General features: G+C 55.0%; 23 protein-coding genes. 6 read left to right on the top strand and 17 right to left on the bottom strand.

Annotated features, from left to right (window positions below):
* The first annotated feature begins 335 nt into the window (after window positions 1–335).
* Complete coding sequence (locus tag LQK91_RS05175; protein ID WP_105099183.1) at window positions 336–1,355, top strand: alpha/beta hydrolase; 1,020 nt, start codon at window positions 336–338, stop codon at window positions 1,353–1,355.
* Between the two features lie 389 nt (window positions 1,356–1,744).
* Here LQK91_RS05175 and LQK91_RS05170 read toward each other — a convergent pair whose 3' ends face one another.
* The gene (locus LQK91_RS05170) at window positions 1,745–3,070 is read right to left on the bottom strand and encodes a type II toxin-antitoxin system HipA family toxin (RefSeq protein WP_105099182.1); all 1,326 of its coding nucleotides are present in this window, start codon (window positions 3,068–3,070) and stop codon (window positions 1,745–1,747) included.
* 4 nt (window positions 3,071–3,074) lie between these two features.
* Window positions 3,075–3,371, bottom strand: a complete 297-nt coding sequence (locus tag LQK91_RS05165; protein ID WP_008925195.1) for a helix-turn-helix transcriptional regulator — start codon at window positions 3,369–3,371, stop codon at window positions 3,075–3,077.
* A 307-nt stretch (window positions 3,372–3,678) separates the two neighbouring features.
* On the opposite strand from LQK91_RS05165, the gene LQK91_RS05160 reads away from it, so the two are divergent.
* Window positions 3,679–4,014, top strand: a complete 336-nt coding sequence (locus LQK91_RS05160) for a gamma-glutamylcyclotransferase family protein (RefSeq protein WP_105099181.1) — start codon at window positions 3,679–3,681, stop codon at window positions 4,012–4,014.
* A gap of 339 nt (window positions 4,015–4,353) precedes the next feature.
* Here LQK91_RS05160 and LQK91_RS05155 read toward each other — a convergent pair whose 3' ends face one another.
* The 5 genes from LQK91_RS05155 to hipB all read right to left on the bottom strand — a co-directional run bounded on the left by LQK91_RS05155 (window position 4,354) and on the right by hipB (window position 10,064).
* Window positions 4,354–6,399: an FUSC family protein gene (locus LQK91_RS05155; protein WP_105099180.1), complete on the bottom strand. Its 2,046-nt coding sequence runs from the start codon at window positions 6,397–6,399 to the stop codon at window positions 4,354–4,356.
* Between the two features lie 114 nt (window positions 6,400–6,513).
* Window positions 6,514–7,896: a M24 family metallopeptidase gene (locus tag LQK91_RS05150; RefSeq protein ID WP_105099179.1), complete on the bottom strand. Its 1,383-nt coding sequence runs from the start codon at window positions 7,894–7,896 to the stop codon at window positions 6,514–6,516.
* Window positions 7,897–8,197: 301 nt separating this feature from the next.
* The gene (locus LQK91_RS05145) at window positions 8,198–8,404 is read right to left on the bottom strand and encodes a type II toxin-antitoxin system MqsA family antitoxin (RefSeq protein ID WP_003853616.1); all 207 of its coding nucleotides are present in this window, start codon (window positions 8,402–8,404) and stop codon (window positions 8,198–8,200) included.
* A gap of 101 nt (window positions 8,405–8,505) precedes the next feature.
* The gene (locus LQK91_RS05140) at window positions 8,506–9,816 is read right to left on the bottom strand and encodes a type II toxin-antitoxin system HipA family toxin (RefSeq protein WP_105099178.1); all 1,311 of its coding nucleotides are present in this window, start codon (window positions 9,814–9,816) and stop codon (window positions 8,506–8,508) included.
* Entirely contained in the window at window positions 9,816–10,064 is a 249-nt protein-coding gene (gene hipB / locus LQK91_RS05135; protein ID WP_003853619.1) for a type II toxin-antitoxin system antitoxin HipB, read from the bottom strand. The genes LQK91_RS05140 and hipB overlap by 1 nt, the downstream gene beginning before the upstream one ends.
* Window positions 10,065–10,240: 176 nt before the next feature.
* On the opposite strand from hipB, the gene LQK91_RS05130 reads away from it, so the two are divergent.
* Window positions 10,241–10,678: a GNAT family N-acetyltransferase gene (locus LQK91_RS05130; RefSeq protein ID WP_105099177.1), complete on the top strand. Its 438-nt coding sequence runs from the start codon at window positions 10,241–10,243 to the stop codon at window positions 10,676–10,678.
* Window positions 10,679–10,707: 29 nt separating this feature from the next.
* Here LQK91_RS05130 and LQK91_RS05125 read toward each other — a convergent pair whose 3' ends face one another.
* The 4 genes from LQK91_RS05125 to LQK91_RS05110 all read right to left on the bottom strand — a co-directional run bounded on the left by LQK91_RS05125 (window position 10,708) and on the right by LQK91_RS05110 (window position 15,920).
* Entirely contained in the window at window positions 10,708–11,502 is a 795-nt protein-coding gene (locus LQK91_RS05125; protein WP_105099176.1) for an inositol monophosphatase family protein, read from the bottom strand.
* A 23-nt stretch (window positions 11,503–11,525) separates the two neighbouring features.
* A complete protein-coding gene (locus LQK91_RS05120; protein ID WP_003853623.1) occupies window positions 11,526–12,587 on the bottom strand; it encodes an ABC transporter ATP-binding protein in 1,062 nt (353 codons plus the stop codon).
* Window positions 12,584–14,809: an ABC transporter permease gene (locus tag LQK91_RS05115; protein WP_105099175.1), complete on the bottom strand. Its 2,226-nt coding sequence runs from the start codon at window positions 14,807–14,809 to the stop codon at window positions 12,584–12,586. Before LQK91_RS05115 ends, LQK91_RS05120 begins: the two co-directional genes overlap by 4 nt.
* Window positions 14,810–14,897: 88 nt before the next feature.
* On the bottom strand, window positions 14,898–15,920 hold the full coding sequence (locus LQK91_RS05110) for an ABC transporter substrate-binding protein (RefSeq protein WP_008925204.1): 1,023 nt from the start codon (window positions 15,918–15,920) through the stop codon (window positions 14,898–14,900).
* A 223-nt stretch (window positions 15,921–16,143) separates the two neighbouring features.
* Here LQK91_RS05110 and LQK91_RS05105 point away from each other — a divergent pair, with 223 nt between their 5' ends.
* Window positions 16,144–17,178, top strand: coding sequence for a LacI family DNA-binding transcriptional regulator (locus LQK91_RS05105; RefSeq protein ID WP_003853628.1), 1,035 nt, complete (start codon window positions 16,144–16,146; stop codon window positions 17,176–17,178).
* 263 nt (window positions 17,179–17,441) lie between these two features.
* The gene (locus LQK91_RS05100; RefSeq protein ID WP_003853629.1) at window positions 17,442–18,335 is read left to right on the top strand and encodes an SDR family oxidoreductase; all 894 of its coding nucleotides are present in this window, start codon (window positions 17,442–17,444) and stop codon (window positions 18,333–18,335) included.
* Between the two features lie 143 nt (window positions 18,336–18,478).
* On the opposite strand, the gene LQK91_RS05095 is transcribed toward LQK91_RS05100, so the two are convergent.
* The 5 genes from LQK91_RS05095 to LQK91_RS05075 form a co-directional block, all read right to left on the bottom strand.
* Complete coding sequence (locus LQK91_RS05095; protein ID WP_003853630.1) at window positions 18,479–18,949, bottom strand: RES family NAD+ phosphorylase; 471 nt, start codon at window positions 18,947–18,949, stop codon at window positions 18,479–18,481.
* Window positions 18,949–19,401, bottom strand: coding sequence for a type II RES/Xre toxin-antitoxin system antitoxin (gene parS / locus LQK91_RS05090; protein WP_003853631.1), 453 nt, complete (start codon window positions 19,399–19,401; stop codon window positions 18,949–18,951). Before parS ends, LQK91_RS05095 begins: the two co-directional genes overlap by 1 nt.
* A gap of 89 nt (window positions 19,402–19,490) precedes the next feature.
* Window positions 19,491–20,642 carry a class C beta-lactamase gene (gene ampC, locus LQK91_RS05085; RefSeq protein WP_008925207.1) on the bottom strand — a complete coding sequence of 384 codons (1,152 nt, stop codon included), beginning with the start codon at window positions 20,640–20,642 and terminating at the stop codon, window positions 19,491–19,493.
* A 31-nt stretch (window positions 20,643–20,673) separates the two neighbouring features.
* Complete coding sequence (locus LQK91_RS05080; protein WP_003853633.1) at window positions 20,674–20,919, bottom strand: hypothetical protein; 246 nt, start codon at window positions 20,917–20,919, stop codon at window positions 20,674–20,676.
* A 91-nt stretch (window positions 20,920–21,010) separates the two neighbouring features.
* Complete coding sequence (locus LQK91_RS05075) at window positions 21,011–22,168, bottom strand: glycosyltransferase family 4 protein (RefSeq protein ID WP_105099174.1); 1,158 nt, start codon at window positions 22,166–22,168, stop codon at window positions 21,011–21,013.
* 619 nt (window positions 22,169–22,787) lie between these two features.
* On the opposite strand from LQK91_RS05075, the gene hpxO reads away from it, so the two are divergent.
* Window positions 22,788–23,945, top strand: coding sequence for an FAD-dependent urate hydroxylase HpxO (hpxO, locus tag LQK91_RS05070; protein ID WP_008925208.1), 1,158 nt, complete (start codon window positions 22,788–22,790; stop codon window positions 23,943–23,945).
* Window positions 23,946–23,986: 41 nt separating this feature from the next.
* Here the strand turns inward: hpxO and dcp are convergent, their stop codons facing one another.
* Complete coding sequence (gene dcp, locus LQK91_RS05065) at window positions 23,987–26,032, bottom strand: peptidyl-dipeptidase Dcp (RefSeq protein ID WP_039660219.1); 2,046 nt, start codon at window positions 26,030–26,032, stop codon at window positions 23,987–23,989.
* Between the last annotated feature and the right edge of the window lie 56 nt (window positions 26,033–26,088).

The raw sequence follows: 26,088 nt of genomic DNA, 5'->3' as shown, positions 1-26,088 counted from the left end.
AGTCCGGCATTTGTGCGATAAAAGTTAATCAGAGAAAAGTGCCGCCAGGTTGAATTCACCGGGATTGGCAGCCAAAGCAGAGCACCAGGAGTTCAGTGCTGAGTAGAGAGCTGGAACAATTCAGGATTTTTCCGCTTCTGAAATGTCGCGCTCAATGACTGCAATTCGGTACAGATAGCTGCAATTTGCCACGTTAACTCCGATGATTTCCAGGAAGACTGGTTCTGCCATTTAAATAGCGCACTATTTAGTTGTTTACAATGAAGAGGTGCCGTGTCATTGTCCGGCTAACCAGATAGCGCACTATTAAATAGCAAGTTAATCGGAGTCCTGTAATGAAAATGAAACTGATCGCCAGTGCATTACTGTTAAGCAGCCAGATAAGTAGCGCGTTTGCTGCGCCAACTGAAAACAGCCCGCAACCGACCGTAGGTGTTGCCGCCTTTCTGAAAGCGCTCAACAGCGGAACGGGTAAACCAATTGAGCAACTCTCTGTCAACGATGCCCGGGCAGTATTGACCGGAGCACAGAAGGGCGCAGAACTGCCGCCGGCACAGATTTCACAGAAGATCATTACTGTACTGGGCAAGTCTCTGACGCTGACCATCGTTAAACCTGAGCACGCCAGCAGCACATTGCCGGTGTTTATGTTCTTCCACGGCGGCGGATGGGTGCTGGGCGATTTTCCAACCCATGAACGTCTGGTTCGTGACATGGTGAATGCATCCGGTGCTGCAGCGGTATTCGTTAACTATCAACCTTCGCCAGAAGCCCATTTCCCGGTGGCAATCACTCAGGCCTATGAAGCCACTAAATGGGTCGCCGACCATGGTGCTGAAATTGGCGTTGACGGAAAACGTCTGGCGCTGGTTGGTAACAGCGTTGGCGGTAACATGGTGGCGGCAGTTGCGTTACAGGCGAAACAGTTTAAAACGCCAGCTATCCGTTATGATGTGATGCTATGGCCGGTTACCGATGCGCGTTTCGACACGCCGTCATATGAGCAGTTTGCTGACGGACATTTCCTGACGAAGAACATGATGAAGTGGTTCTGGGATAATTACACGACGTCGGAAAAAGATCGTAATAACATTCTGGCATCGCCGTTGCGCGCCAACACTGAACAGCTGAAGGGGTTACCGCCAACGCTGATTCAGACTGCAGAGCTGGACGTATTACGGGATGAAGGTGAAGCATTCGGTCGTAAGCTGGATGCAGCAGGCGTGCCGGTGACCGTTACACGGTACAATGGCATGATTCATGACTTCGGTTTGCTGAACGCCTTGAGCCAGGAACCGACAGTCAGAACAGCCATTGACCAGGCGGGTGAAGCATTGCGTTCGCATCTGAAATAATCTGATGACAAACCCCGGACTGCATCCTTGTTCGGGGTTTTCAGGCGATCTGTTTGAAGGCATCACTATGAAGGTGCAGGGCAGTGGCAGTAACGTAACTGCAGGTCGGAAGTACAGGAATGAATGACGCAGTATCACAGCGATAAGTGCACTGTTAATCTCTTATTTAACATAATATACATTATGCGCTCTTTGGTCAGGTGTCTGTCTTATCCTGTTTTCCACCTTTCCCGGGGAATCTCTGCGGATGCCTGATGATTCTGTCTGACAATGAATCTCTCCGTCTTTTCATCATTCAGGCTGTAATCGATAAACATCTGCGTTGCCGTGTTGCACCTCTCAGCCTGTTCTCTTCTGACACTGTGTTCAGTGGGAAATTTTAATCGGCGCTAATTTCCGGCCAGACGCCTGCATTGCTGCGTTATGCCATCAAACATGCGTTCTGCCAGTTCTGACGGGAACTGATCTGGCAGTTGCGCGCGAACACGCTCGATGACGTCCGGTGCGTCAGAAATTATTTCATCCATCATCATCTCAACCTGCTTTTTACTCAGGCCGGTCTGCTCACCGTGGTTAATCCAGTGCCGTCTTTGTATTCTGTAGAGTTTGTAATAGTTGCTGCTGCCGCGAGCGGCCATCGCCAGTTTGCATTTTTGCCAGGCTATCTGATTATTGCCATTTCCGATGACCGGCCATGCCGATAAAACATCATAAAGTGGCGTAAGGCAATAATGCCCCTGAGGCCCTATCGCAATACTGAAATTTTTAGCATGGCCATCTGTGGCCGCCAGTACCCAGAAAATTATCTGTGCTTTAAAGAAATGCAATCTGTCCTGTTCTGCGTGATCTGAATGACTCAGAATCTCCATAATTTCAGAGATACCTGGCCCGCCGTCGGCCTGATATTTGCGTAATGGTGACATCCCCGCAGCCTGACACATATCTTCCTGAGGTAAACGAATGATCCACCGCTGATCACCTGACCATTTGCGGTCAAAACGTTCAACCACCAGGACTTTCTGATCTTCGAATTGAGCGATTTCTGTTCTTGCGACCGGGATGCCGAATTGTTCAAGTAGCAGCGAACAGAGCCATTCGTTTTCCACGGATGTACTCATATCAGCTTTCATATTGCCGACCAGGCCAAGCGGCAACTTGAAAATATGCGTCGTTGGCGTATTCCCTTCAGGCTTGCACCACCGATCGTCATGCCATAATAACGCTGTTTTTTCCTGCGCACCGGCAATGGATAGCCGTAAGTCGCCTGTATCACTCTGTCTGCCGGGTAATGATGCCGCCGTGGTATTTCGCAATGTCATTGCGATCTCTGATTCAGAGAGCGGCCGATATTTTACGCAATATAAATCCGTGGGTTCATCGCCCTCTTTCAGTAACTGTATCGCGCCTACGCAATCTTTTCCCAGCTCGGTCAACAGGTCAAAAGGGTCGAGACTTTCTGCCTGATACCGCATTGCCAGACGCCTGCGAATCCCTTCACTATCCGGTAATAAATTATCAAAGTAGTCACGTACCACATTTCCGCGCCAGACTTGATCGCCGGGGGTAAAAGGCAAAGAGAGCGATAACGGTCTTCCTTGCGCGTCGGCACTCCATTCAGGAAGATATTGCAGCGTGTCTTCTCCTTTGCTTTTGTTCCAGAATCCAACCTGAATACCGTTCATCCATATCACTAAACGCTGCTGTCTCCGGCTCATAGCGTCACCATTTCTCCCGTCTCGCAGGTGAATTTTCTAACGTCCCCTTTTCTTCTGTCTGCTTTCCTGCGGATGAGCTTATTCCCGAAGAGAGAGTCATCTCCACGCCCAGCAGTGTGAAGATTTTGAAGAGGCGTTCAATGCTGGCTCTGGCCGGGTTGGCTTCCAGACGCGCATAAGTCTGCTGAGTGACGCCTAATCGTTCAGACAGATCTTTTTGCGTCAGTCCATTTGCTTTGCGAAAACCAATAAGCAAAGGACGCAACTGGCTGAGTGTTTTTATCGGATAGACATTTTTCATCGTGCGCTGACCGCTTTAACAGGTGATACAGCCTGTACGCTGTTTAATCAAAATACACTCTAAAAGCTGTTAAAGCAATATAACAGCTTAAAAGCTGTAATTTGCTAATACAGCCTTCAGGCTGTTAACGACGGCTTTCCTGTTTTAAATGTGTGCTCCAGGACCGGGATGCGGGCACCAGCTGTAGAATTTTTGTGCTCCGCAGGCGCTGCTACGTCAATTCTGAATAACTGGCGTGACGTCAGGGCTGCAGAATTTATCACAACGCGTTAAAGTAACCGGCTTTGAGTCTGGAAAACGAGGAAAAATGGAACGCTTATTTGTCTATGGCACGCTCTGTCCGGGCCGCGAGAATGCCCATATTCTTGAAAACATTGGCGGCGAATGGCTGGCCGGCTCGGTAAACGGCACCTTCTATGAGCGTGGCTGGGGTGCAGCGGCTGATTTTCCTGGCATTGTTCTGGATGAACATGGCCCCGCTGTACCAGGATACTTGTTTATCTCTGAGCAGCTGGATGTGCACTGGGCAATGCTGGATGCGTTTGAAGATGGCTATGATCGCGTCGAAGTTCGCGTAACTGCCGGGGATAACCAGTATTACACTGCGTGGATTTATCAGTTACAGCCACAGGTAAACAGCTAATTCTCTCAGCCTGTAATGCGCCAGGCGCACCCTGCTCTTATTGCGGGTTTCAGCCGCTGCGTGATGCGAATTTGACGAATCCTCAAATGACGGCAACAGTGTCAGGCGGGCATGAAAAAGTATGCAACACGCTGATTTTAAATGGGTATAATGTCCGCTTTACTCAGCAATACACCCCAGCGTTTTCCTATCATCCCGGCTCGTTTTACTGTAAGACATGACAAACAGGCACCCTGTCTGACATCTTTTTTAAATTAAGATCTAATGTATGATGTAACTAAAAGGTATTCTCTTTACTACACTTCAATCCCGGTTCGAAACACCACCAGCCAGCCCCTGTTACTCCGGCCAACGCTGATGGGGAAAAAGTGATACCCGAATATTAAAAAGATGGATTAATGGCGCGACAGCTGCACTCTCCTCGCGGGCAATTTTCTCTATCCGCAACAGTAACAGATCCAGTTCATCCAGCAGATCCTGATGCGGCGCTAATTGCAGTGACTTCATTTTGCGTTTCAGATAAAGCGCCAGCTCGTGAAACATCTGACCGCTATCAATCCGATGGCTCTCCAGCACTTCCCTGTATCGTGCGTAAAAGTCATAACAGTTAGCACCCAGCCAGGTTTCGGTAATCAGATACCCACCCACCACGATATCCGGCACAGGATCGAGACGCTTACGCGGCAAAATAATGTTCACCCTGTCGAGCATTCGGGCAATAAATTGTTGCCGTGACAGCAGCGTGGCGGAATTACGTTCCACCATTTTGATAAATCCTAACAGGTCGCGCAGTCCCCGTTGCACCGCTCTTCTGGCAATCCAGGAGGGCCGCTTATTGCGAATCAACGCCGTCAGCACCACAGCAAACATAATCCCCACCATTGAGGAGATGGCCGCGTTCAGCGTGACGATCAGGTTTGGCACATAGTGATGGCTTAAGCCGATAAAGCCGGGGATCTGAATAGCGACACTCAGCCCCACCATATTGGTTGCCGGATTAGCGATCACCAGACTTAGCAGCATCAGGCCAGGCAGCAGACAGATCATCAACGCCTGTAAGGTATTGGCCTGTGGAATCAGGAACGCGATATAAAACAGGCTGACCACCAGTGCAATCACCACCCCTTTCACGAAGAGCTTCATCGGCGTCACCGGGGAATCAACACCCGCGAAAAAAGAGCTGATAATCGCCGCCATCAAAGGCGCATTCGCCCCATCGGCCCAGCCGCTGCCAATCCAGAACAGGCTGGAGAGAAAGGTGGCCAGAAAAGCGGTCAGCGCGGACAACCGCAGCAGGCCTTTATCAATATGACGATGTTCCCGGATATTGCGGATCGCCGCCCCATCCCCGTGGCTGTAGAGATCCCCGGCTCGCGCGCTGACATTTTCATAGGCATCGGCAATACGTACAAAGTTAGCCAGCCGCTCCAGCAGACCAATCAGCAGCAGACTCTCTTCGGTTGGCAGACGCCCTGCCCGCCATTCCTCTTCCAGTGTCGCCTGACTGACGGCAATTGCCTCACGCAGTCCGGCAATATCGTTAATACGGTCATGATGCAGCCACAACAGAAATTCCTGAAACACGTCGGTGACGCACGGCGGAAAACGAATGTTCAGTTCGGCCAGTACGCCCAGCCGTGACTCAATCGCAGTCAGCGTCGGCAGCAGATAGCTCAGATGCTGATACTGCACGCTGACCAGACGGATGACATTACGCGCCGCTTCGCCCTCATAAACACAGTGTGTCAGCAATGTTTCAACATTCAGCGGATAGCCCGCCATCTGAATCAGGATATCTTCCCGCTCCAGCGATTTGTTCTTCGCCATCCCGCTGATCAGTTCATCACAGAGTTTGCGCGCGTTGAGAAACCAGTGATTAACGCTCTGCCCCAGCAGATGGTGCATCGAAACCGGAAATACCAGCCGGTGAACCAGCGTACTGCAGAGGATACCCAGCGTAATCTCCTCAATACGTGAAATGACGGTATTAATAATCGCCGACGGCGTATCCACATCAGGAAAGCCCATTATCGCCGCACTGTAACCCGCCAGCATAAAGACATAACTCTTCGGCGTGCGGTCATGCAGAGAAAGATAAAGGCAAACCGTTACCCACAGTGACACACAAAGACTGAACAATACGGGTGACTGCACGGTTTCAGGATAGATCAGCAGAATGAAGATGCCGCCCAGCAGCGTGCCCATCAGACGAAACAGTGATTTCGAGACGGTCGATGCCGCATAAAGCTGTGACGTGACAAAAACGGTGGTCAGCGCCCAGGCGGGTTTTTCGAAGTTAAGAAAGAGTGCGACAGAGAGTGCGATAAACGCGGCAAGAGAGGTTTTGCAGGCAAACAAAACCGCGTTTTTGGTAAACCATTTCATCGAATGAGAGCAACCAGGAACTTTCTGAGGCGCGTATCCTGACAGATGCGCCTCTGTTTTACTCTCAGTTAAATTTTACAAATTATTACCGGCCTCCTCAGGCCGGGTAATCGTCTACTGACGCACCAGCGCGCGGCCCTTATCCAGTAAAAAAGGGCGTAAATACCCTACCGTATTTGAGAGCAAAATCACCTCCTCCGGCAACCGGATCCTCAGCACCTCCGCCAGGTAGGTTTTGCGCTGCGTCATACGCTGCCAGACATCCGGATAAGCGCGCGCCAGCTCATCACGCAATGCCGCATCTGCCAGCCCGACCGTATCCTCAATACTGCAGCCTCCGTAACCCGGCACCGACGGGATGATATCAATCTGCAGCAGCATACCGCTCTTTAGTGTCACGGCAGAGTCGGGATAGACAGGTGAGCTTAACCACTCTTCGTCAGCCACGAGATGCCCCGGATTCAGATGCCAGCCATACTCTGCTTTGGGCAACACGCTCTCAATAAGTGAATAGAGTTCGCCGCCGGTCATACCGATGTGCAGATGTTCCAGCCAGCTGACCACCGCATGATAATAGGGGATCGCCAGACGGGTTAACCAGTCCGAAACGTTACACTGTAACTCAGAAGCCTCACTGACTACATAAGCGGAACGACTTGTCAGCCCGCCTTTATAGCCGGTAGTAAGAGAAAGCTTATCGCCAGTGACTAACTGTTTATCCGATGGATATAGCCGGGCATGCGCAAAACGATCGCCGGTTGCCGCAATCGTCACCACCGTATTAGGCTGACCTTCTGCGTTAAGCTGTGCGCCTAACGCCTTCTCCGTGTTGCCTGGCTCTACGCTATCCAGCGCAGCCAGCATGGCGGTTGACGCAAGATTTGCCCCAGCCTCATAAAACGCCACTTCATCGGCGCAATTCACGCAGCGCGCACCGTTATCCGGCGAAATAAACAGCCCGGTCGCGTTAACCAGCAGCGCATCACTGCCCGCCGCCTGCGCCGCTGCAGCGTAAACGAACTGCGGCAGATCGCACATTCCTAGCTGCCTGCCGGTAAACAACTTCCAGCCCACCAGCCCGGTGCGTCCTCCCGCGACAATCCCGGCCTCGTTTAACAGCTGATCCAGTGGCTGCTCACCGCGCATCGGCTGATTAGGCAACGAAAAGAGCGGCGCATGCAGACAGCGCCCCGGATTGCGGGCAAAAGGCACCAGCTTTAGATTCTCATTACCCATGATATAAGTGAGAGCGCCCTGCTGATTCACCACAAGCAGCGCCTCCTCGAAGCGAGGAATGAATCCCGCCAGATACTCAAAATTGCTGCCGTGCTCTTTGTCGGCATAGATAATCAGCTGTGCAATCTTCTGCTCCTGCATGCGCTGAATAATAGCGGCCAGACGACGATGCAGCGTTTCATCAGACAACACAGGACTGGCGACACCGGGAAACACCGGCGGTGAAGCAATGACTTCCAGGGCATAGCGATTGGCATCCATAACGCACTCCAGTGTCCGCATTGACAGAGTCAGGTTCCCGTTCCCAGGGTAAACCTAATGTTTCTCCTGTAGGGTGCCACCATCACACAACTTACTCGTTGCGAGTTATCAAAAGATGGACATTCCCTTATAACGATTTGCCTGCCTTGTGCAGGCTTTTTTATGGGTGATTCGTCGCAGGAAACATTGTTCGCCGGGACCGGCGACAAAATGGTCAGCGACGCAGGACCCAATAAGAGTGAGCCGATCAGAAGAGTACATAAAGCGATAAGCAGAGCCCGCTTTACGCGGGCTCCTGATATTATTTGATGGGAACGCCGGCATTCTCCAGCGCTTCAGCCTTTTCGGGATACTGCTCTGCCGTGCCGGCATTCATGATCACAGCCCCGCAACGGATGCAGTGATCGCCCTTCACATCGTGCACAACATCATCCGGATTACCGGTATTGAGACTGACATCACGCGTGGCGTAAACAAACGCCTCTCCTTCACATCCCGGACACTTCATACCCATACTCCTTTGTTATGCCTGTCAGATAAGCATAGCTGACCCGCTTTTAACGAGACATGGGCAGACTGGCTTTTCAGCATAGTGCCAGCTCCGTGCCCTCACTCTCCATGCCGTAACCGCTCCAGCATAATCAATGCATGGCTGAAAATGGCGTCGGCGATATGCTGAGGAAAGTCGGGCGGCAACGCATCACGCACCAAAACGATTGCCTGGGGAAGCGCTTTAATAAAGAAGTCAAAGATCTGCTGCAGGCTGTCACGATCGAAACTCACCTGCTTCGCCGTGGCGATAAAATGGCGCGGGTAAATTTTGTCGATCTCCGTCCTCTTCTCCTGAGTGGCGCCCAGCCCCATCGCCAGTGTCAGCGCTTGCGTGTTCATGCCGGAACCCGACTGCACCGGGTACGCGGAGATCACATCATAAAAAGGGGTCAGACGGTAACTGCCGCCGCGCTCAATAAACAGTGAGAAATTCCTGGCGTGACCGTCGGTGGCACCAATCAGCCACTGAAATACCTGGAACATCATAAAGCGATAGCGATCTTCAATGGCGTGACGTGATCCCATCAGTATCTGCATGATCTCTGCGATGCCCGGCCCGCCATCCGATTCATATTGGGTTGACGAGGTCAGTCCCAGCGCCTGACAGAAATCCTCCTGTGGCAGGCGAATCAGCCGGGTTTTGTCACGTGACCAGCGGCGATCAAAGCGTTCAACGGCGAGGGCGCGCATCTTTCCGGCCCGGATAATGGTCGCCTGCGGCACATTGATACCGAGTGCGCGGGCCAGCGTCAGACAAAGATACTCATTCTCTACGCTTTCACGCATATCCAGCGTAGCGGTCGGCTGTTTAATCTCACCGACTGGCAGCTTAATGATGTGTGAGGCAGACGTGCCACCGGCAGGAATGCTCCAGCCTTCCTGCGTCAGCAGCAGCGCGGTTTTCTCCTGTGCACCCGCAACTGAGAGGCGGAAATCGGGCTCCTCATGCAACATTCCCAGCGGAATATCGTACCTGGCCGACAGTACGCTTTCGAGCCGGGCTTCATCCAGCACCTCATAACGAGCCTGCACGGCAGGCAATGGCCTGTCGGGCGGCAACAGCATGATTGCTCCGACGGTGTCACGTCCCACCTCCTGCAGTAAATCAAAGGGCTCACAGGATTGAGTCTGGTAACGTGCTGCGATTCTCTCACGAATCAGTGGGCTGTCCGGCAGCAGGTTATCGAAGAAGTTAATCACAGCGTGTGATGTGATCGCCTTAACCTGCAATGGCATTGAGAGTGACAGCGGCCGGGAGAGCGGATTACTCAGCCAGCCGGTATCATACTGAAACGCATGGGTGCCGTTTCGCTGCCGTGTCAGTACACCCACCCGTTCGCCGTTCATCCACGCAATCAGCCTTTGCATTACCACTCATCCTCATCATGCAAATGAGTCGCCGTGACCGCCTCTTTTTCCTGAACGGCCAGACTCACTTCCAGCGCCTGTAACAGCTTAAACAGCGTGGCCAGTGAGGTGCTGTCAGGCGCATTTTCAAAATGAGAAATGGTAGCCTGTTTCAGGCCGACCTTTTTTGCCAGCTCACTCTGCGTCCAGCCATTGCGCTGGCGGATAAACTTGAGCTGGTTTGCCAGCTGTATCGGGCTGTATATCATGGGGTGACTCCTTAAGGATCACAGGCTGTCAGCATAACGCAGATGCATTATCCTTTATAGGGGATAAAAAGAGATTATACCCGCAAAGGGATAATCAGTCATTTATACCCCATAGAGGATAATCGCCCGTATATCCCCTGCAGGGGATAAAAACACGCAAATAGAAGAGGAACAGAATGCGCACATTTACCCTTACCCATCAGGAAAACGATAATGATCGGGACGCGTTGCTGGCAGGATTAGGCGCTTACAACCGGCAGTTTATCAGCCGCGAGAACTGGGGCCCGCTGTCGGTTTATCATAAAGATGCAGAAGGCGTGTTGCGCGGTGGAGTCATCGCCTCGCGCAAAGGCAACTGGCTCTGCATTGATTTTCTCTGGGTGGACGAAACTGTGCGTGGCAGTGGTCTGGGTCACGCGCTGATGGAAGCCGCGGAACAGGAGGCGGCTAAGAGGGGATGTCTCTTTGCGCTGGTGGATACCTTCAGCTTTCAGGCTCTGCCGTTTTATCAGAAGCAGGGGTATCAGCAGCAGATGTCCCTGCCCGACTTTCCAGAAACCGGCATGCAGCGTCACTATCTGACGAAAACGCTCAGGGTAACAGACTCACGCTGACCGCCATTAAAGCAGTCAGCGTGACAGGGTCACAAACCCGCAATACGCTTAAGGTCTGCTTCGGCGCCGGGAGCAACGGCCAGAACCTGCGCCCCTTTGATGATGCGGTCGCCTTCGGTATTGAACGGGTGGTACCAGCCGCCCGCCTCTTTCACCAGACAGTAACCCGCCAGGCAATCCCAGGCGTGCATATAGGGTTCGTAATAACCCACAACCCGACCGGCGGCGACCCACGCCAGCATCAGCGCGCCCGAACCAATGCGGATAAAGTTACCCCCGGCCGACAGCAGCGCTGCAACAATTTCGCCAACCTGCTGCGGACTGACATAACTGTTAGCGCCAAAGCCGGTGACATGGTTTTGCAGTGTGCGGGTGGGATCAACCTGCAGACGACGACCGTTCAGCGTCGCGCCCTGCCCCAGTGCCGCCACATAGCACTCCTCATAAGTGGGTGCGAAAATCACACCGATAACCGGCACATCGCCACGCAGCACTGCCACCGAAACGCACCAGCTCGGCATCCCATTGAGAAACGGGCTGGTGCCATCGATCGGATCAACCACCCAGGTGTAGTCAGAGTGTCCCGCCTGCAGCCCCGACTCCTCACCCAGAAAGCCATCATCGGGAAACGCATCCTTTATGCGGCTGGCGATCAACTGCTCTACTTCACGGTCGGCAATTGACACCACATCCTGCAAATCGTACTTGGTCTCTACCACCAGCGTGTCGCGACGGTTAAACCAGGCTAGCGCGGTCGCGCCACCTTCGCGGGCCACGGCCTCCGCTAAAGCCAGTCGCGCCATTATTTCATCATGCGATGCCATGCTATCTCCTCGGGTTAATCAGATTAACGGGCAATCAGGGCAAGGCCCTGCGGCTTAAAGTTGACGCCTACCAGGGTGGCGAGTGGCAGACGCTGTTCCATCTGCGGGTCGATAATGAACAACGCGCCCAGCTCGGTCGCGACTTCATATTCAATATGGTCACCCAGCCAGGTGCTGTGGATCACTTCACCCTGCAACGCGCCCTGGCCATCGCCAGACAACGTAATAAACTGGGGTCTCACCGCCAGCTGGGCACTGCCGGTTTTAGCGCCCGCACCCCGCACCCGAAAGCGCTGGTTACCCAGACGAACCAGTGCGTCATCTGCATCCGCCTGCTCCACTTCACAGGGCAGAATATTGGCTTCCCCCATAAAGTCCGCAATAAAGACCGAGTTGGGCGAATGATAAAGCGTCTCCGGCGCGCCCTGCTGGGCAATATCCCCCTCTTTCATGACAATAATCTTATCGGAGACCGCCAGCGCTTCTTCCTGATCATGGGTGACATAGACCGCCGTAAATCCGAGCCGCTGCTGCAAATCACGGATATCGGTGCGCACCCGACGGCGCAGACGCTCATCAAGGTTCGACAACGGCTCATCGAGCAGCAGCACCTGCGGTTCCAGCACCAGCGCACGCGCTACCGCAATACGCTGCTGCTGTCCGCCAGAAAGTTCAGACGGCAACCGCTCTCCCTGACTCTCTAACCCCACCAGCTTCAGCCCCTCACGCGCTCTGTCCTGCGCTTCGCGTTTGTTCATGCCCGAGGAGAGCAGCCCGTACAGAATGTTGTCGATAGCGTTCATGTGAGGAAACAGCGCGTATGACTGAAACACCATCGCCACATCCCGTTCGTTGGCGGGCAGATGCGTTACCTCTTTGCCGCCAATCAGAATCCTTCCCGAGGTGGGATGCTCCAGCCCGGCCAGCAGCCGCAGCGTGGTAGTCTTGCCGCAGCCGGACGGCCCGAGCAGCGTCACCAGCGTGCCTGGCTCTACGGTGAGCGACAGATCCGGCACGGCGGTAAAACCAGCAAAACGCTTCGCGACATGTTCAAACACCACCGATCCGGCGTTAATGGTCGTCATAGGGCTCTCTCCTGAGTCAGTGTGGAGGCAGAAGGTGCGGCAACCATCACCGCCGGTTGGGTTGTACGGCGCAGGCGACGTTCGCCCACCAGCAGCTGGAACAGGCCTATGATTAGCAGCATCACGACAATCAATACCGACGAGTAGGCAATGGCGACGCCATACTCACCGTTCTCCACCAGCCCGACGATGTAAGAGGTCGCCATGTTGTACTGGGCGCTGACCAGGAAAATCACCGCGCTGATCGAGGTTATCGCCCGCACAAAGGCATAGACCAGCGCGGCGCTGATCGCCGGTTTGAGCAGCGGCAGCACCACTTTGCGCAGCGTCCGAAAACTGTTAGCACCCAGGGTTAATGAGGCTTCATCCAGGCTTTTATCCAGCTGGCTCATCGCCGCAATCCCGCCACGCACGCCGACCGGCATATTACGGAAGACAAAGCAGGCGATCAGGATCATCGCGGTACCGGTCATCTCCAGCGGCGGCAGGTTATACGCCATCACATAACTCACGCCGATGACCGTGCCGGGAATGGCGAAGCTCAGCATCAGCATGAATTCAAAGGTCTGACGGCCGGCAAACTTCTGCCGCACAATCAGCCAGGCCGTCAGCAGCCCCACAATGGCCGTGAGCGGCGCAGCGATCAGGGCAATCTCCAGCGTGGTCCAGAAGGAGTTCCAGGCGACGCCGCGCCAGACCAGCTGCCCCTGATTGACGCTGACGCTGAAGGCGCGAATGTAGTGATCCAGCGTCAGGTTGTTATTCAGCCCCCACGACTGTACAAAGCCGCCAATCATGATCATGCCGTAGATCACCAGCGTGAAGAGTCCCCACGGGATGACCATGCCATAGACGCTGTAGCGCACCGGACGCGGCAGCATCACGTGACGGCCACCGTCGCCTTTGCCGGTGACGGTGGCAAAGCTTTTTCCGGCGAGCCAGACGCGCTGCACCAGAAATGCAGTCAGCGTAAAGCCCAGCAGGATCATCGCCAGCACCGCCGCGCGGCTCGGGTCGTTCTGTGCGCCGACCACAGAGAAGAAGATTTCGGTGGAGAGCACGCCATGACTGCCACCCAGCACCATCGGGTTACCGAAATCGGCCATGCTTTCGATAAAGCTGATCAGGAAGGCGTTGGCCAGACCGGGCGCCATCAGCGGCAGCGAGATGCGGGAGAAGGTGCGCCAGCGACTGGCGCGCAGCGTCTGAGAGGCCTCTTCCAGTGACGGACTGACACCCTCGACCACGCCAATCAGCACCAGGAAAGCGATAGGGGTAAACGACAGCACCTGCGCAATCCAGATGCCGGTCAGGCCATAGAGCCAGCGGCCCGGTTCGATGCCGAACAGCGTTGCCAGTGATTCTGTTACGACACCGGAGCGGCCAAACAGCAGGATAAGCGCCAGTCCGATAACAAACGGTGGCGTGATAATCGGCAGAATGGTCAGCATCCGCAGCGCTTTCTTGCACGGCAGCGACGTGCGCGTAGCCGCCAGCGCAAACGCCAGCCCCAGCAGCGTCGAACCGCTGGCGGTCATCAGCGCCAGTCCCAGCGTGCGCCAGGCCGTGCCGCAGGTGCCACCGGTGAAACAGGAGAGACTCCAGATCGCAGGGTCCTGCATATTGGCAATCAGCCCATCCGGTTTGAAGCTGCCATCAATATCCTGCACCGAGGCGACAAACAGGCTCAGCACCGGATAGAGCACAAAGGTGGTCACCAGCGCCACCAGCAGTACAATCGACGCCACGACAAAGGCATCACCTTTCAGCACACCCCGCTCCGCCAGGGCAAATGCGAAGATCAGCAAAAACACGGTCAGCAGCAGCAACGCGCCCGCGCCCATTGCTGGCTGGCCCAATGCCTGCGGACCCGCGATATGTTCCAGCCACAGCCAGTTCCAGCCACTGAAACCAATGGCATGCCCTTCCAGCACCAGAAACAGGATGCCCGTGACGCTGAACAGCAGCAGGAGCGTGCTACGCGTGCGGCCCGGCGGCAGAAAGACGCTGGCCGCAGAGAGCAGCCACAGCGCGACAGCAATACTCAGCCAGCTGCGTAACGCGAGCTGCCCCAGCGCCGGTGCACTGTTCTCATCGGTCCATAAGCTGAACAGCCACTCCCCGCTGAAGAAGCCCTGCTCCAGGCTGTACCAGGGCAGCAGCGTCAGCGCGACGGCGCCCGCCAGCAGCGCCGCGGTTAAGCGACGATTGTGCGCATTCATAAATTACCTCGATCAGGAAGCGGGCATCAGGCTTACGCCACCGCGGTCTGGCAACGGCCCGGCTCAGGCGGCCGGGACAACCCCACTGTTATTGCGCGCTGGCACCAATCTCTTTATCCCAGCGGCCCAGCAGCGCTTTACGTTTTGCCGAATCGCCATAGGTTTTGAAGTCATAATCGATCAGTTTGATGTTCTCGAAACGCGGCGCATATTCAGAGATCTCCGCCTGACGGTTGGAAGGTAGCTGGAACGATTTCGCCTCTTTCATGTGTGATTGCGCCTCAGCGCTCAGCGCCCAGTCATACCAGACTTTGGCATTTGCCAGATTTCGTGCTCCTTTGATGATCGACATTGAACCAATCTCATAGCCAGTGCCTTCACAGGGCGCGACGGGCTTAATCGGGAAGCCATCCACTTCCATCGCTACGGCATCGTGCATAAAGACAATCCCGAGGGTGGTTTCACCGCGCGCAGCGGCTTTGACCGGCGCAGAGCCGGACTTGGTGTATTGCGAGATGTTGGCGTTAAGCTTCTTCAGATAATCGAAGGCTTTGTCTTCACCCATAATCTGCACCAGCGTCGCCAGGGTGTTATAGGCCGTGCCGGAGGAGTTGGGATTGGCGATCTGAATCTCACCTTTAAAACCCGGGTCGAGCAGGTCAGCCCAGCAGGCCGGGACCTTCAGCTTTTTCTCCGCCAGCAGCTTCGTGTTATAGCCCCAGCCCAGCGCACCGGCGTAGACGCCCACGGTGCGATAACCGGAGATTTCCGCCACTTTTTGTGACCAGGGTTGTTGCTGATCGAGCAAAGGGGATTTATAGGCCTGGGTTAAGCCCTCTTCGGCAGCCTGCATGTGCGGATCCCCGGTGCCGGCCCACCAGATATCGGTACGGGGATTGCGTGCTTCACTGCGGATACGGGCATAGGCTTCACCGGCAGAGAGCCGCACCATGCTGAGTTTGATATCAGGATGGCTCTGGCTGAACAGCGTGGTCATCTGTTCACACACCACCACATCCGCTGAGCAGATCATGTTAAGGCCGGCCGCCGAGGCAGCAAACGGCATCATAGGGCAGACAATGACAGCAGCGAGCAGAGAGGAATAACGCATGATGTTCTCCTGGGGCTGGATGACGCAGGTGTGCCAGCTATTGCACATGTGTGCAAACGTATGCGCAAAGTAGTACGGCGAGCTGTTGACACTGTCAATTCGGTTGTTACGCAATTGTCAGGCGCTGTCACAAATTTGAAACACTTTACGTGCAGCCATGTTTTGCACAGCCTTGCAATTTCAGGCAGACTCAGTGCAGACAACGGTGGGACGGGGAAATAAGATGCAGCAGCTTAAAGCGGTGGTAAGCGCACAGGATGTCGCAGACCGGGCGGGCGTTTCCCGTTCAGCGGTCTCCCGCACCTTTACGCCAGGTGCCAGCGTGTCGGAGGCCACCCGTCAGCGGGTGATGAAAGCGGCAGAAGAGCTGGGCTATCACGTCAACCATCTGGCACGGGGTCTGGTTCGCAACCGCAGCGGCATTGTCTGTTTAATTGCCTCCGAAGTGGATACGCCCTACCGTGCCAGCCTGGTGCGCTGGATGACCCAGTACCTGCAGGAAGCGGGAAAAGTGGCGATGCTGATTAACACCGACCGCTCGGATGCGCGCGTTTCCGCCGCGCTGCAACAGGCGATTAATTTTCGCGCCGACGCCTCCATTATTCTTTCAGGTATGCCTGACAGCGGCATTACCCGCCTCTGCTACAAACATGGCCAGCACCTGGTGCTGATTAATCGCGATGAGTCTTTGCCCGGTACGCTCAATATTAATCTCGACTCCGGCCCGGCAGCGGAAATGGCGGTCAACGCATTTGTGCGGGCGGGCTGCAACCGCATCGCTTTCGTGAATTCGCTGGCGGGAACACCCAGCCTGCTGAAGCGCGAAGCCGATTTTCTGGCCGCGGCGCAGAAAGCGGGCGTCGCGGTTCAGGTCGAGCGGTTCGGCTCCACCTCCTATGAAAGCGGACAGATTCTGGCTCAGCGTCTGCTGACCCGAAAAGTTCGCCCTGACGCGGTTTACTGCGCCACCGACCTGCTCGCCTGTGGCTTTATGGATGAAGCGCGTCACCGCTTTGCGCTGCGTATTCCGGAGGATCTCTGCATCATGGGGCACGACAATATTCCGCAGTCTGGCTGGTCCTCTTACAACCTCACCACCTTCGCGCAGCCGGTGGAGCAGTTCGCCCGCGATGCGATTGCCTGGCTGGTGGAGACGGAAGCGCAACCGGAGACACTGATGCCGAAGAATGAACAGCAGCAGGAGCGCAGAATATACCCGGTGGATGTCGTCTGGCGGGGTTCAGTACGCGGCGGATAACCGCCTTTTTTTATTTTCTGCCGATGCGCTTTATTCGCTGTAATAATAACCAAAACCCGCCACGCTTCGTTTTAAATATCCCCTTCCCGTGCAGAAAAATAATCGGAGGCTCCGGCACAGTTTTCTGATTTCATGACTACGCTTTATCAGCATTATTAATTTCTTCTGGTTTTACCTGCTCAATGAATCAGCAGTCAGATGTGACAAATATCACATTTGTGCCAGGCTTAATGTCTCAGATAACGTTGTTCAAGGAGCATACAATGGCGACACCCACTAACAAGACGCTCGATCTGGATCAATTCCCTAAACCTCCTTTTGAGGATCAGCCACAACAGGCACCAGGCCTGGCCAGCAAAATGATCCCGGTTCCCGATCACGGTGAAACCAGCTATCGCGGCACAGGCAGACTGACTGGCCGTAAGGCGCTTATCACCGGTGGTGACTCCGGCATTGGCCGCGCGGTAGCTATCGCTTATGCCCGCGAAGGCGCAGACGTAGTGATCAATTACCTGCCTGAAGAACAGCCCGACGCTGATGAAGTGGTTAAATTAATCGAAGCGGAAGGCCGTAAAGTTTTCGCTATTCCGGGCGATATTCGTTCTGAAGAATTTTGTCAGCAATTGGTTAAAGACGCAGCCGATAAATTAGGCGGTCTGGATATTCTGGTGAATAACGCCGGTCGTCAGCAATTTAATGAGTCCATCCGTACCCTGAGTACGGAAGATTTTGATGCGACGTTTAAAACTAACGTGTATGCCATGTTCTGGATCACCAAAGCGGCGCTGGAATATCTGCCACGCGGTGCATCCATTATTAATACTTCTTCGGTTCAGGCGTTTAAACCCAGCGATATTCTGCTGGATTATGCGCAGACCAAAGCCTGCATTGTCGCCTTTACGAAATCACTGGCTAAACAGCTGGGTGGCGAGGGTATCCGGGTCAATGCTGTTGCCCCAGGTCCTTACTGGACGCCGCTGCAGTCCAGCGGTGGACAGCCAATGGAGAAAGTGAAACAGTTTGGCGCCGATTCACCGATGGGTCGCCCGGGCCAGCCGGTTGAAATCGCCCCGCTCTATGTCACGCTGGCCTCAACCGAAAGCAGTTACTCTTCCGGTCAGGTCTGGTGCTCTGATGGCGGTACCGGCACGCTGTAACAATATCCCGATGGCCGCGTTATGCGGCCATTTTTTTGTCCCGCTTTCTTTCGTTTCGTTACCCAGCCGCCACGGTGGCAACCGAATGGCATTGGTGTGCCTGTTCAGATTGCGCGAGGTGACCGGGAAAGCCTGTTAGCGCCCTACTGCAGCCGGAAGCGCGGATCGAAGAAAAACGGCTCCACCACCACCTTGCTGACGATGCCGGCCGCCGCCGGATGACGGGGATTGAACAACGCATTCCACTCACCGGTCAGCGTGCTGGGCACCTTGAGCACCAGGCCGTTGTCCGGGCTGGCGAGCCAGTCGTCTCCAATCTGCCGTGTAGAGGCGGGTGCAGGATCGGTCTGCCAGTCGTCGGGCAATGCCGACAGCGAGAGCTCGGTGATCAGAGCCTCTGGCACACTAATCGCCAGCATAGCGTAGTCATGCGCCAGATCCTGAATGGTGAGATGCACTAAGGCCTCCAGCACACACAGCGCCCGGCTCGATCCCATATAAACACAAACCGTGCCCACAGAGTTCCAGCGCCCGCCATAAGTACGGGCACCAAACCCATCAAAAGCGGTCATTGCATATTCACGCTTCACCAGACGGTAAAAAGGCACCGCCATCAGGTAATCACGCCATGCTCAAGCTGACCAATCAGGTTAATGACCGCTTCTGCACCCGCTACCGTGGTGGTCATTTCCGCCGGTTTTTTACCTCCCAGCGCTTTAGCCGGCGTTTCCAGCCACTGCACCAGGCGCTGCCTGTCGTCGCGGAACAGTTTACTGGCGGCAGAGAGAACACGAATCAGCATGTAGATGCGTCCGCTCTGGTCGGGCGAAAAGGTCTGATCAGGATCTTTCACTTTGCGGTTATATGTGGTGCGGTCAATGCCCGCCAGACGGCATAGCCAGCCTTCGTCAAAGGTGGACAATGACGCCGTGCGTTTCAGCACGCCGCTGCTGAACCCCACTGCAATTCGCTGGTGCGCATCGGGCAGCGTATCCGGCAGGTTCAGTGCATGCAGCAACGACGTATCGCGACGATGCTGAGCGGGTGTATAGATGGCGATGGACATAGCAGCCCTCCTGTTCATTTGATTTTTATTTTAGCTCAAATGAACAGGAGGTGCCAGCCTTACCCCGTCGCAGAGTAAGCAGATAGGTATTAAGGCGTGCCCTGATGTAACGCCTGCAGAATCTGCCAGGCGGCCTTTATGCGCAGCGGATTGGGGTAATTTTTGTTGGCGAGCATCACGATGCCGCTGTTCTGCTCAGGGATAAACGCGATATAAGCACCGAATCCATTGGTGGCACCGGTCTTATGCACCCAACTGGCGTTCAGTGAAGGCCCGACCGGATTTAGCAGGGTCGCTGGCCGCGGTTGTAACGCAACACCATTGTCACTGTCGCTGATGATGGTGTCGGCAGTGGCAGGCAAATCATAGATCTCCCAGCCCAGTCCCTGCCAGAAACTGCCGATTTTGAAATAGCGCGACTGTGCGGTGCGGATAGCATTACGCAACACAGTGTTGCCCGAGGAGAGGCGATTAGGATCGACGTTGGCCTGCATAAAGGTCAGCATGTCACGCGCGGTGGATTTAACGCCGTACGCTTCGGCATCCAGCATGCCGGGGGAAACCCGAACCGGCTGACCCTTTTTATAGCCCCACGCGTAGTCCAGCATCATTGAGGGCGGCACGGTGATATAAGTGCGCGTCAGCCGCAGCGGCTGAAACACATTGCGCGCCATCGCCTGCTCATAATCCCCCTTCACCATCAGCGAGCCAAACAGACCGATACTGGCGTTAGAGTACTGACGAAGCGTGCCTGGTGATGCTTTTGGCTGCCATTCCTGATAAAAGCGCAGCAGTGAGGCCTGATCGGTAACCTCATCCGGCAGCTGTAAAGGTAAGCCACCGGCGGTATAGGTCGCCAGGTGCAGCATCCTCACCGGACGCCATTGTTCACCGGTCAGCTGCGGCCAGTATTTCTGTACGGGATCATTGAGGCGAATGTCACCGTTGCGGATCAGGATACCTGCCAGCGTACCGGTAAACGTTTTGCTCACCGAACCCAGCTCAAACAGCGTATTTTCCGTCACCTGGCGGCCTGATGCGAGATCGGCCACGCCGAGGTTCACAAACTGCGCCCGGCCCTTGTAAAGCACCGCCACCGACATGCCCGGGATCGCCTGCTGCTCCATCAGCGGTTCGATCGCGGCTTTAACCAGAGAAGTGACCTGCTGTGAAGAGAGATCGGCGGCAACACAGCTGGCAGAAAGAGACAGTAAAGCAAAATAAAACACAGACTTTTTCATTGGCAACTAAAGGCTTCTTCACTGAAATGAATTATTTACACTGGCTGGCACATGCCTGTACGCACATCTGCGCCTCTGAACTGCAGGCACCGTTTTCACGGGTGTTGCAGTGTGACTGCTCGACGTAGCAGTTGGTCTGACAGGCGGAGACATCACAGCGGGCTGCCGCAGGGGTCAGCTGAACCAGAGGCGCGCGGGCCGGAAAAACCGGTGCGGGCTGAGCGAAGGCGCTGCTGCCCAGTAATCCGGACAGCAGCAGAGTGAGGATAATTTTCATAAGAGTTCTCCAGTGGGACGCTGCGCTAAGTATGGCTAGTCTGGCGCGCGCCGTCAGAGAAATCTAATCAAATTGAGACACCAGGAGGATGTTAAGTGGCATTCACTACGCCACGACGGTAAATATCGTTGAGCCGGGCAATGTAGCGCCCGGTATCATGCTGCTCTTTGATGCGCAGAATCGCCGCCTCGCCTTTCTCCTGCAGCATCTCAGGCCGTTCGATGATGGCGAGCAGCGTGGATTTAAGCCCTTCCACCAGGGACTGTCGCAGCTGCGTTTTCTGCTCTGTTGACGTAATGCTGTATTCACGGTCCGCGTTCAGCGGACTCGCCAGCACCCAGCCCGCGCTATCCGGGTTAATTTCTGGCAATGCACGCACGTTGCTGGTGATCACCGGGCAGCCATTAGCCTGCATTTCCAGTACAGAAAACCCGTAGGTTTCCTGCCAGGTCGGTAACAGGCCGGCATCGCTCTGGCGGAACAGCTGCATCAGCGCACTGTTTTCCATCTGGGTATGATGCGTAAAGCAGCGATGGCGTTTGATGCGATTCTCAATGTCGCGGTAAAAAGCCTCGTCATCCTGGAACTGGCGGTGAGCAACGTTGCGGCGCTTAGCGAGATCACCAATCAGCTGCACATCCAGCTGCGACGCATCCAGCCGCTTCTCTTCAATCAGCTCACTGATAGCCAGCACCACTTCGGCTCCGCCTTTGCGGTAGAACTCGTTACCGGCAAAAATCAGCCTGAGCGTACCTGACTGGCGTGGCGCTTTTTGCTGAACAAACAGCGTCTGTGGCGGATGCAGCACCACGGTTTTACGCTGAATCTGCCGGGCGACATCCGCTTTGAACAGCTTCATCTGAATGTTCAGCGTGGCGTCGGAAATGGCAATCAGCCCCAGGCAATTGTCTTTTAACAGATAGGGGATCAGGCGTTGCAGCTCAGGGTTATCCTGCTTGGCTACGCCAGCCACCGGCAGCACGCGCGGCAGCTCAGTCTCAAATGAGGCGACCCACTTCTGTCGGGTAATCGCAACCTCATTAAACAGATGCAGGATGTCAGCCCGCGCTGCCCCTGAAAAAGGCACAGGCTGAAAGACAAAGGTTTTGTTTTTCTTGAGCAATCGGGTTCGTAACGGGTTGATAAAATAGAAAAGATTGCTCTTTTTCAGATTGATGTACTGGTGTTCCGGATTAACTAAAATATTACGTTGCTCCGGATACTGGTTATTCGTGATTCCAACTTTCATGGTCGTTTTCCAGAGTCCTTTATGTCCAGAGTGATCTATATCACGCGATCGTGCCAGATGCGTTTGAGCAATATCCTAAAAGACCGTTTCGCCTCGAAATAATTAACTTTACTAATCATTAAAAGCCATAACCGGAAGGCCTTCGTCGTGCCTGCGCGCCTGTACTGAACAAGGCTTTCTGATAACGTCACAGCGCATTATTGTCCGATAAATAGGCAAAGCCACGGAAAAGGGTGTGCTGTGTGTCATGAGAATGTGGCGCTGCCCGGGCGGGCTGATTTCAGGGAAGCGGGTGATTTAGTTTATAATTTTTAAACAAATTAAAACGGGTATAAGGCTAAGCCGCCGACAATGCACGCTGAAGGATAAATGGCTCTGAAACTGACCGACTGCACCTGATGAATGATGAAACAATCGATGCAGAAAAAATGATCACTGCACCCTTTTGATTCGACCTTTTGCCACATTTAAGTGCATGAGGTCAGCAATCAGACGACGCAGCCACCTCAGAGATTATATGTCAACGTACTGATTAACCTGTTTTTTCTACTCACTCTCCCTGTAGGCCTCCCTCTGGTACAAAAGTTGCAGGAAAAGTCTATGCAGACAGGAGAGCATTATGAAAGCAATCGTGATTGGTGGCGGTATTGGCGGAATGAGCAGCGCCATTGCGCTGGAGAAAGCCGGAATTGACGTGGAAGTTTACGAAGCGGTGCAGGAAATGAAGCCTGTCGGCGCGGCGATTTCCATCTGGCCCAACGGCGTTAAATGCCTGAATGCGCTGGGAATGAAAGCCGCGCTGCGTGAGCTGGGCGGTAACATGGCCTTTATGGCTTATCACGACGGCGCGACCGGCGTACCTCTGACCCGCTTCAGCATGGCGCCGTTGGTTCAACAGGTTGGTGAATACCCTTATCCGGTAGCGCGTGCAGAGCTGCAGGCGATGCTGATTGATACTTTTGGCCGTGAACGGGTGCAGTTTGGTAAGCGGGTGATCCAGGTTGAACAGACCGCAGACGGCGTGATCGCCACCTTTTCTGACAACAGTCAGGCCACCGGCGATTTTCTGATTGCTGCCGATGGCACCCATTCGGTGATTCGTGAATATGTGCTGGAAGAGAAGCTGGAGCGCCGTTACGCCGGTTACGTTAACTGGAATGGGCTGGTCACCATTGACGAGCGGATTGCACCCGCCGATCAGTGGACTACCTTTGTCGGTGACGGCAAACGCGTTTCGCTGATGCCGGTCAGCGGTAATCGCTTCTACTTCTTCTTTGATGTGCCGCTGCCGAAAGGTCTGCCGCAGGATCGCAGCACCGTGAAAGCCGATTTAACCGGCTACTTCCAGGGCTGGGCGGAGTCGGTACAGCAGCTGATCGCGGCGATTAATCCCGACACCACCAACCGGGTTGAGATCCACGACATTGAACCCTTTAGTCGCTTTGTGAAAGGACGCGTTGCTCTGCTGGGTGATGCAGCCCACAGCACCACCCCCGATATTGGTCAGGGCGGCTGCGCGGCGATGGAAGATGCTGTGGTGCTGGCGTCGACGCTGGCCTCACATTCGCTGGGCATCGAAGATGCGCTGCTACGCTATCAGGCGCGCCGCGTTGAGCGGGTCAAAGATCTGGTGCTGAAAGCGCGCAAACGCTGTGATGTTACCCATGCTCGCGACCCGGCGGTCACGGCGGAGTGGTATCAGTCACTGAAAAACGAAACCGGTGAGCGGGTGCTGGCCGGAATGTGCGAAACCATTGAAGGTGGCCCGCTGGGCTAGCCCCAATAACAAAAGGGCTGTCATGGTGACAGCCCTTTTCATTATGAATCCGCCAGACCGCGATTTTTCAGCATCGGCTCAAGCTGTGGGGCCGCGCCCCGCCAGCTTTCATACAGCGTTTTAAGATCGCTGCTGTTCCCACGTGACAGAATTTTCTGTCGGAAGATATCGCCGTTCTCACGCGTCAATCCGCCATGCTCCGCAAACCACTGATAGCCATCGTCGGCGAGCATCTGCGTCCAGATATAGGCGTAATACCCTGCGGCATAACCGCCGCCCCAGATGTGCTGGAAATAGCTGGAACGATAGCGCGGCGGCACCGCTGTCAGCGCCATATTGTCGCTCTGCAACGCCTGCTGCTCGAATCCCTCCACGCTTTGCGGCGCGGCATCACGGTTAAGGCTATGCCAGTGCAGATCCAGCAGCGCGGCAGCCAGCAACTCGCTCATCTCATAACCTTTGTTGAACGTTGCGGCCCGGACAATCTTTTCATGCAGCTCAGCGGGCATCAGCTCATGCGTCTGATAGTGGCGAGCGTAGTTGCGGAACACCGCCGGCTCGCTGGCCCAGTGCTCATTGATCTGCGAAGGAAACTCGACAAAATCGCGCGGGGTCTCCGTGCCCGACAGGCTCGGATAGCGCTGACTGGCAAACAGGCCGTGCAGCGTGTGGCCGAATTCATGAAACATCGTAATGACGTCGTCCCAGCTCAGCAGCGCCGGTTCACCGGCGGGCGGTTTGGTGTAGTTACAGACGTTATAGATCACCGGTTTGGTGTCGAGCAGCGTCGACTGGTTGACGAAGTTGCTCATCCAGGCACCGCCGCCTTTGCTGTCACGCTTAAAGAAGTCGGTATAGAACAACGCCAGCGGCGTCTCGTCCGCATCGAAAATTTCATAGACCTGCACATCAGGATGATAAACCGGCAGATCCTGTCGCGGGGTAAAACGGATGCCATAGAGCTGTGTCGCCGCCCAGAACACCCCGTTCTGCAGCACCGAGTTAAGCTCAAAGTAGGGCTTAATCTGGCTCTCATCGAGGTCATAGCGGGCGCGCCGCACCTGTTCAGCATAAAAACGCCAGTCCCAGGCCTGCAGGGTAAAGCCGCCCTGCTGCTTATCGATAGTCTGCTGGATAGCCGCGGCTTCGCGTTCGGCACGGGCGCGCGCAGCGGGCACGATGTTGTGCATAAAGGCCAGCGCTGCTTTGGGGGTTTTGGCCATCTGATCCTGCAGTTTCCACTCCGCATAGCTGGCAAATCCCAGCAGCCGGGCCTGCTCCGCCCTGACCTGCGCCAGCCTTAACACCAGCTCGCGGGTGTCGTTTTCATCCCCTTTTTCCGTGCGCGTCACGCCCGCCTTAAACAGCGCTTCACGGGTTGCGCGATCGGCGAGACTCTGCAGCGCCGGTTGCTGCGTGGTGTTCTGCAGCACCAGCAACCCGCTTTTTTCCAACCCGCGCGCCTGCGCTTCCGCCTGTGCTACGGCCAGATCGGCCGGCGACAGACCCGCCAGCTGCTGCAAATCATTGACGACAAGACCACCCGCTTTGGTGGCAGCCAGCAGTCTGTTGGTGAAGCGCGTACCGAGGCGTGCGGCCTCCTGATTCAGCGCTTTAAGCTGCTGTTTCTGCGCCTCGGGCAGATTGGCCCCCGCCAGCTGGAAGCGCTGCCAGATCACTTCAACCAGACGTTTTGATTCAGCATCCAGTTTAGCGCGCTGCAGATAGACCGCGTCGAGCCGTGAAAACAGCGGCCGGTTCAGCATGATGTCATCGTTGAGCGCGGTAAGCTGGGGCGCTATCTCCTCATCCACCTGCTGCAGATACGGGCTGGTATGGGCCGAGGTCATGGCACCAAAGACCAGATTGACCCGGTTAAGCAGCTGTCCGCTCTTCTCCAGTGCTTCAAAGGTGTTAAGAAAGGTGGGCGCTTCGCTATTCAGGGCGATCGCCTCGATCTCCTGACGCTTCTCTTCGATGCCCGCCTGCAGCGCAGGCAGGAAATCCTGCTCCTCTATCTGGTCAAAAGGCGGAGCATGATAAGGCAGTGTGCTGACGCTAAAGAAGGGATTCTGACGGGCGTTCATGGTTCGCTCCTGATGGGGCATCGCAAAGTCTTATCCTGACAGGTTGTCGCGCAGGC

Origin of the sequence: Pantoea sp. MHSD4 (assembly GCF_021043305.1) — a bacterium.
Taxonomy (GTDB): domain Bacteria; phylum Pseudomonadota; class Gammaproteobacteria; order Enterobacterales; family Enterobacteriaceae; genus Pantoea; species Pantoea eucalypti.
Note: the sequence above shows the minus strand (reverse complement) of the source record. Positions and strands in the feature narration are given on the sequence as shown.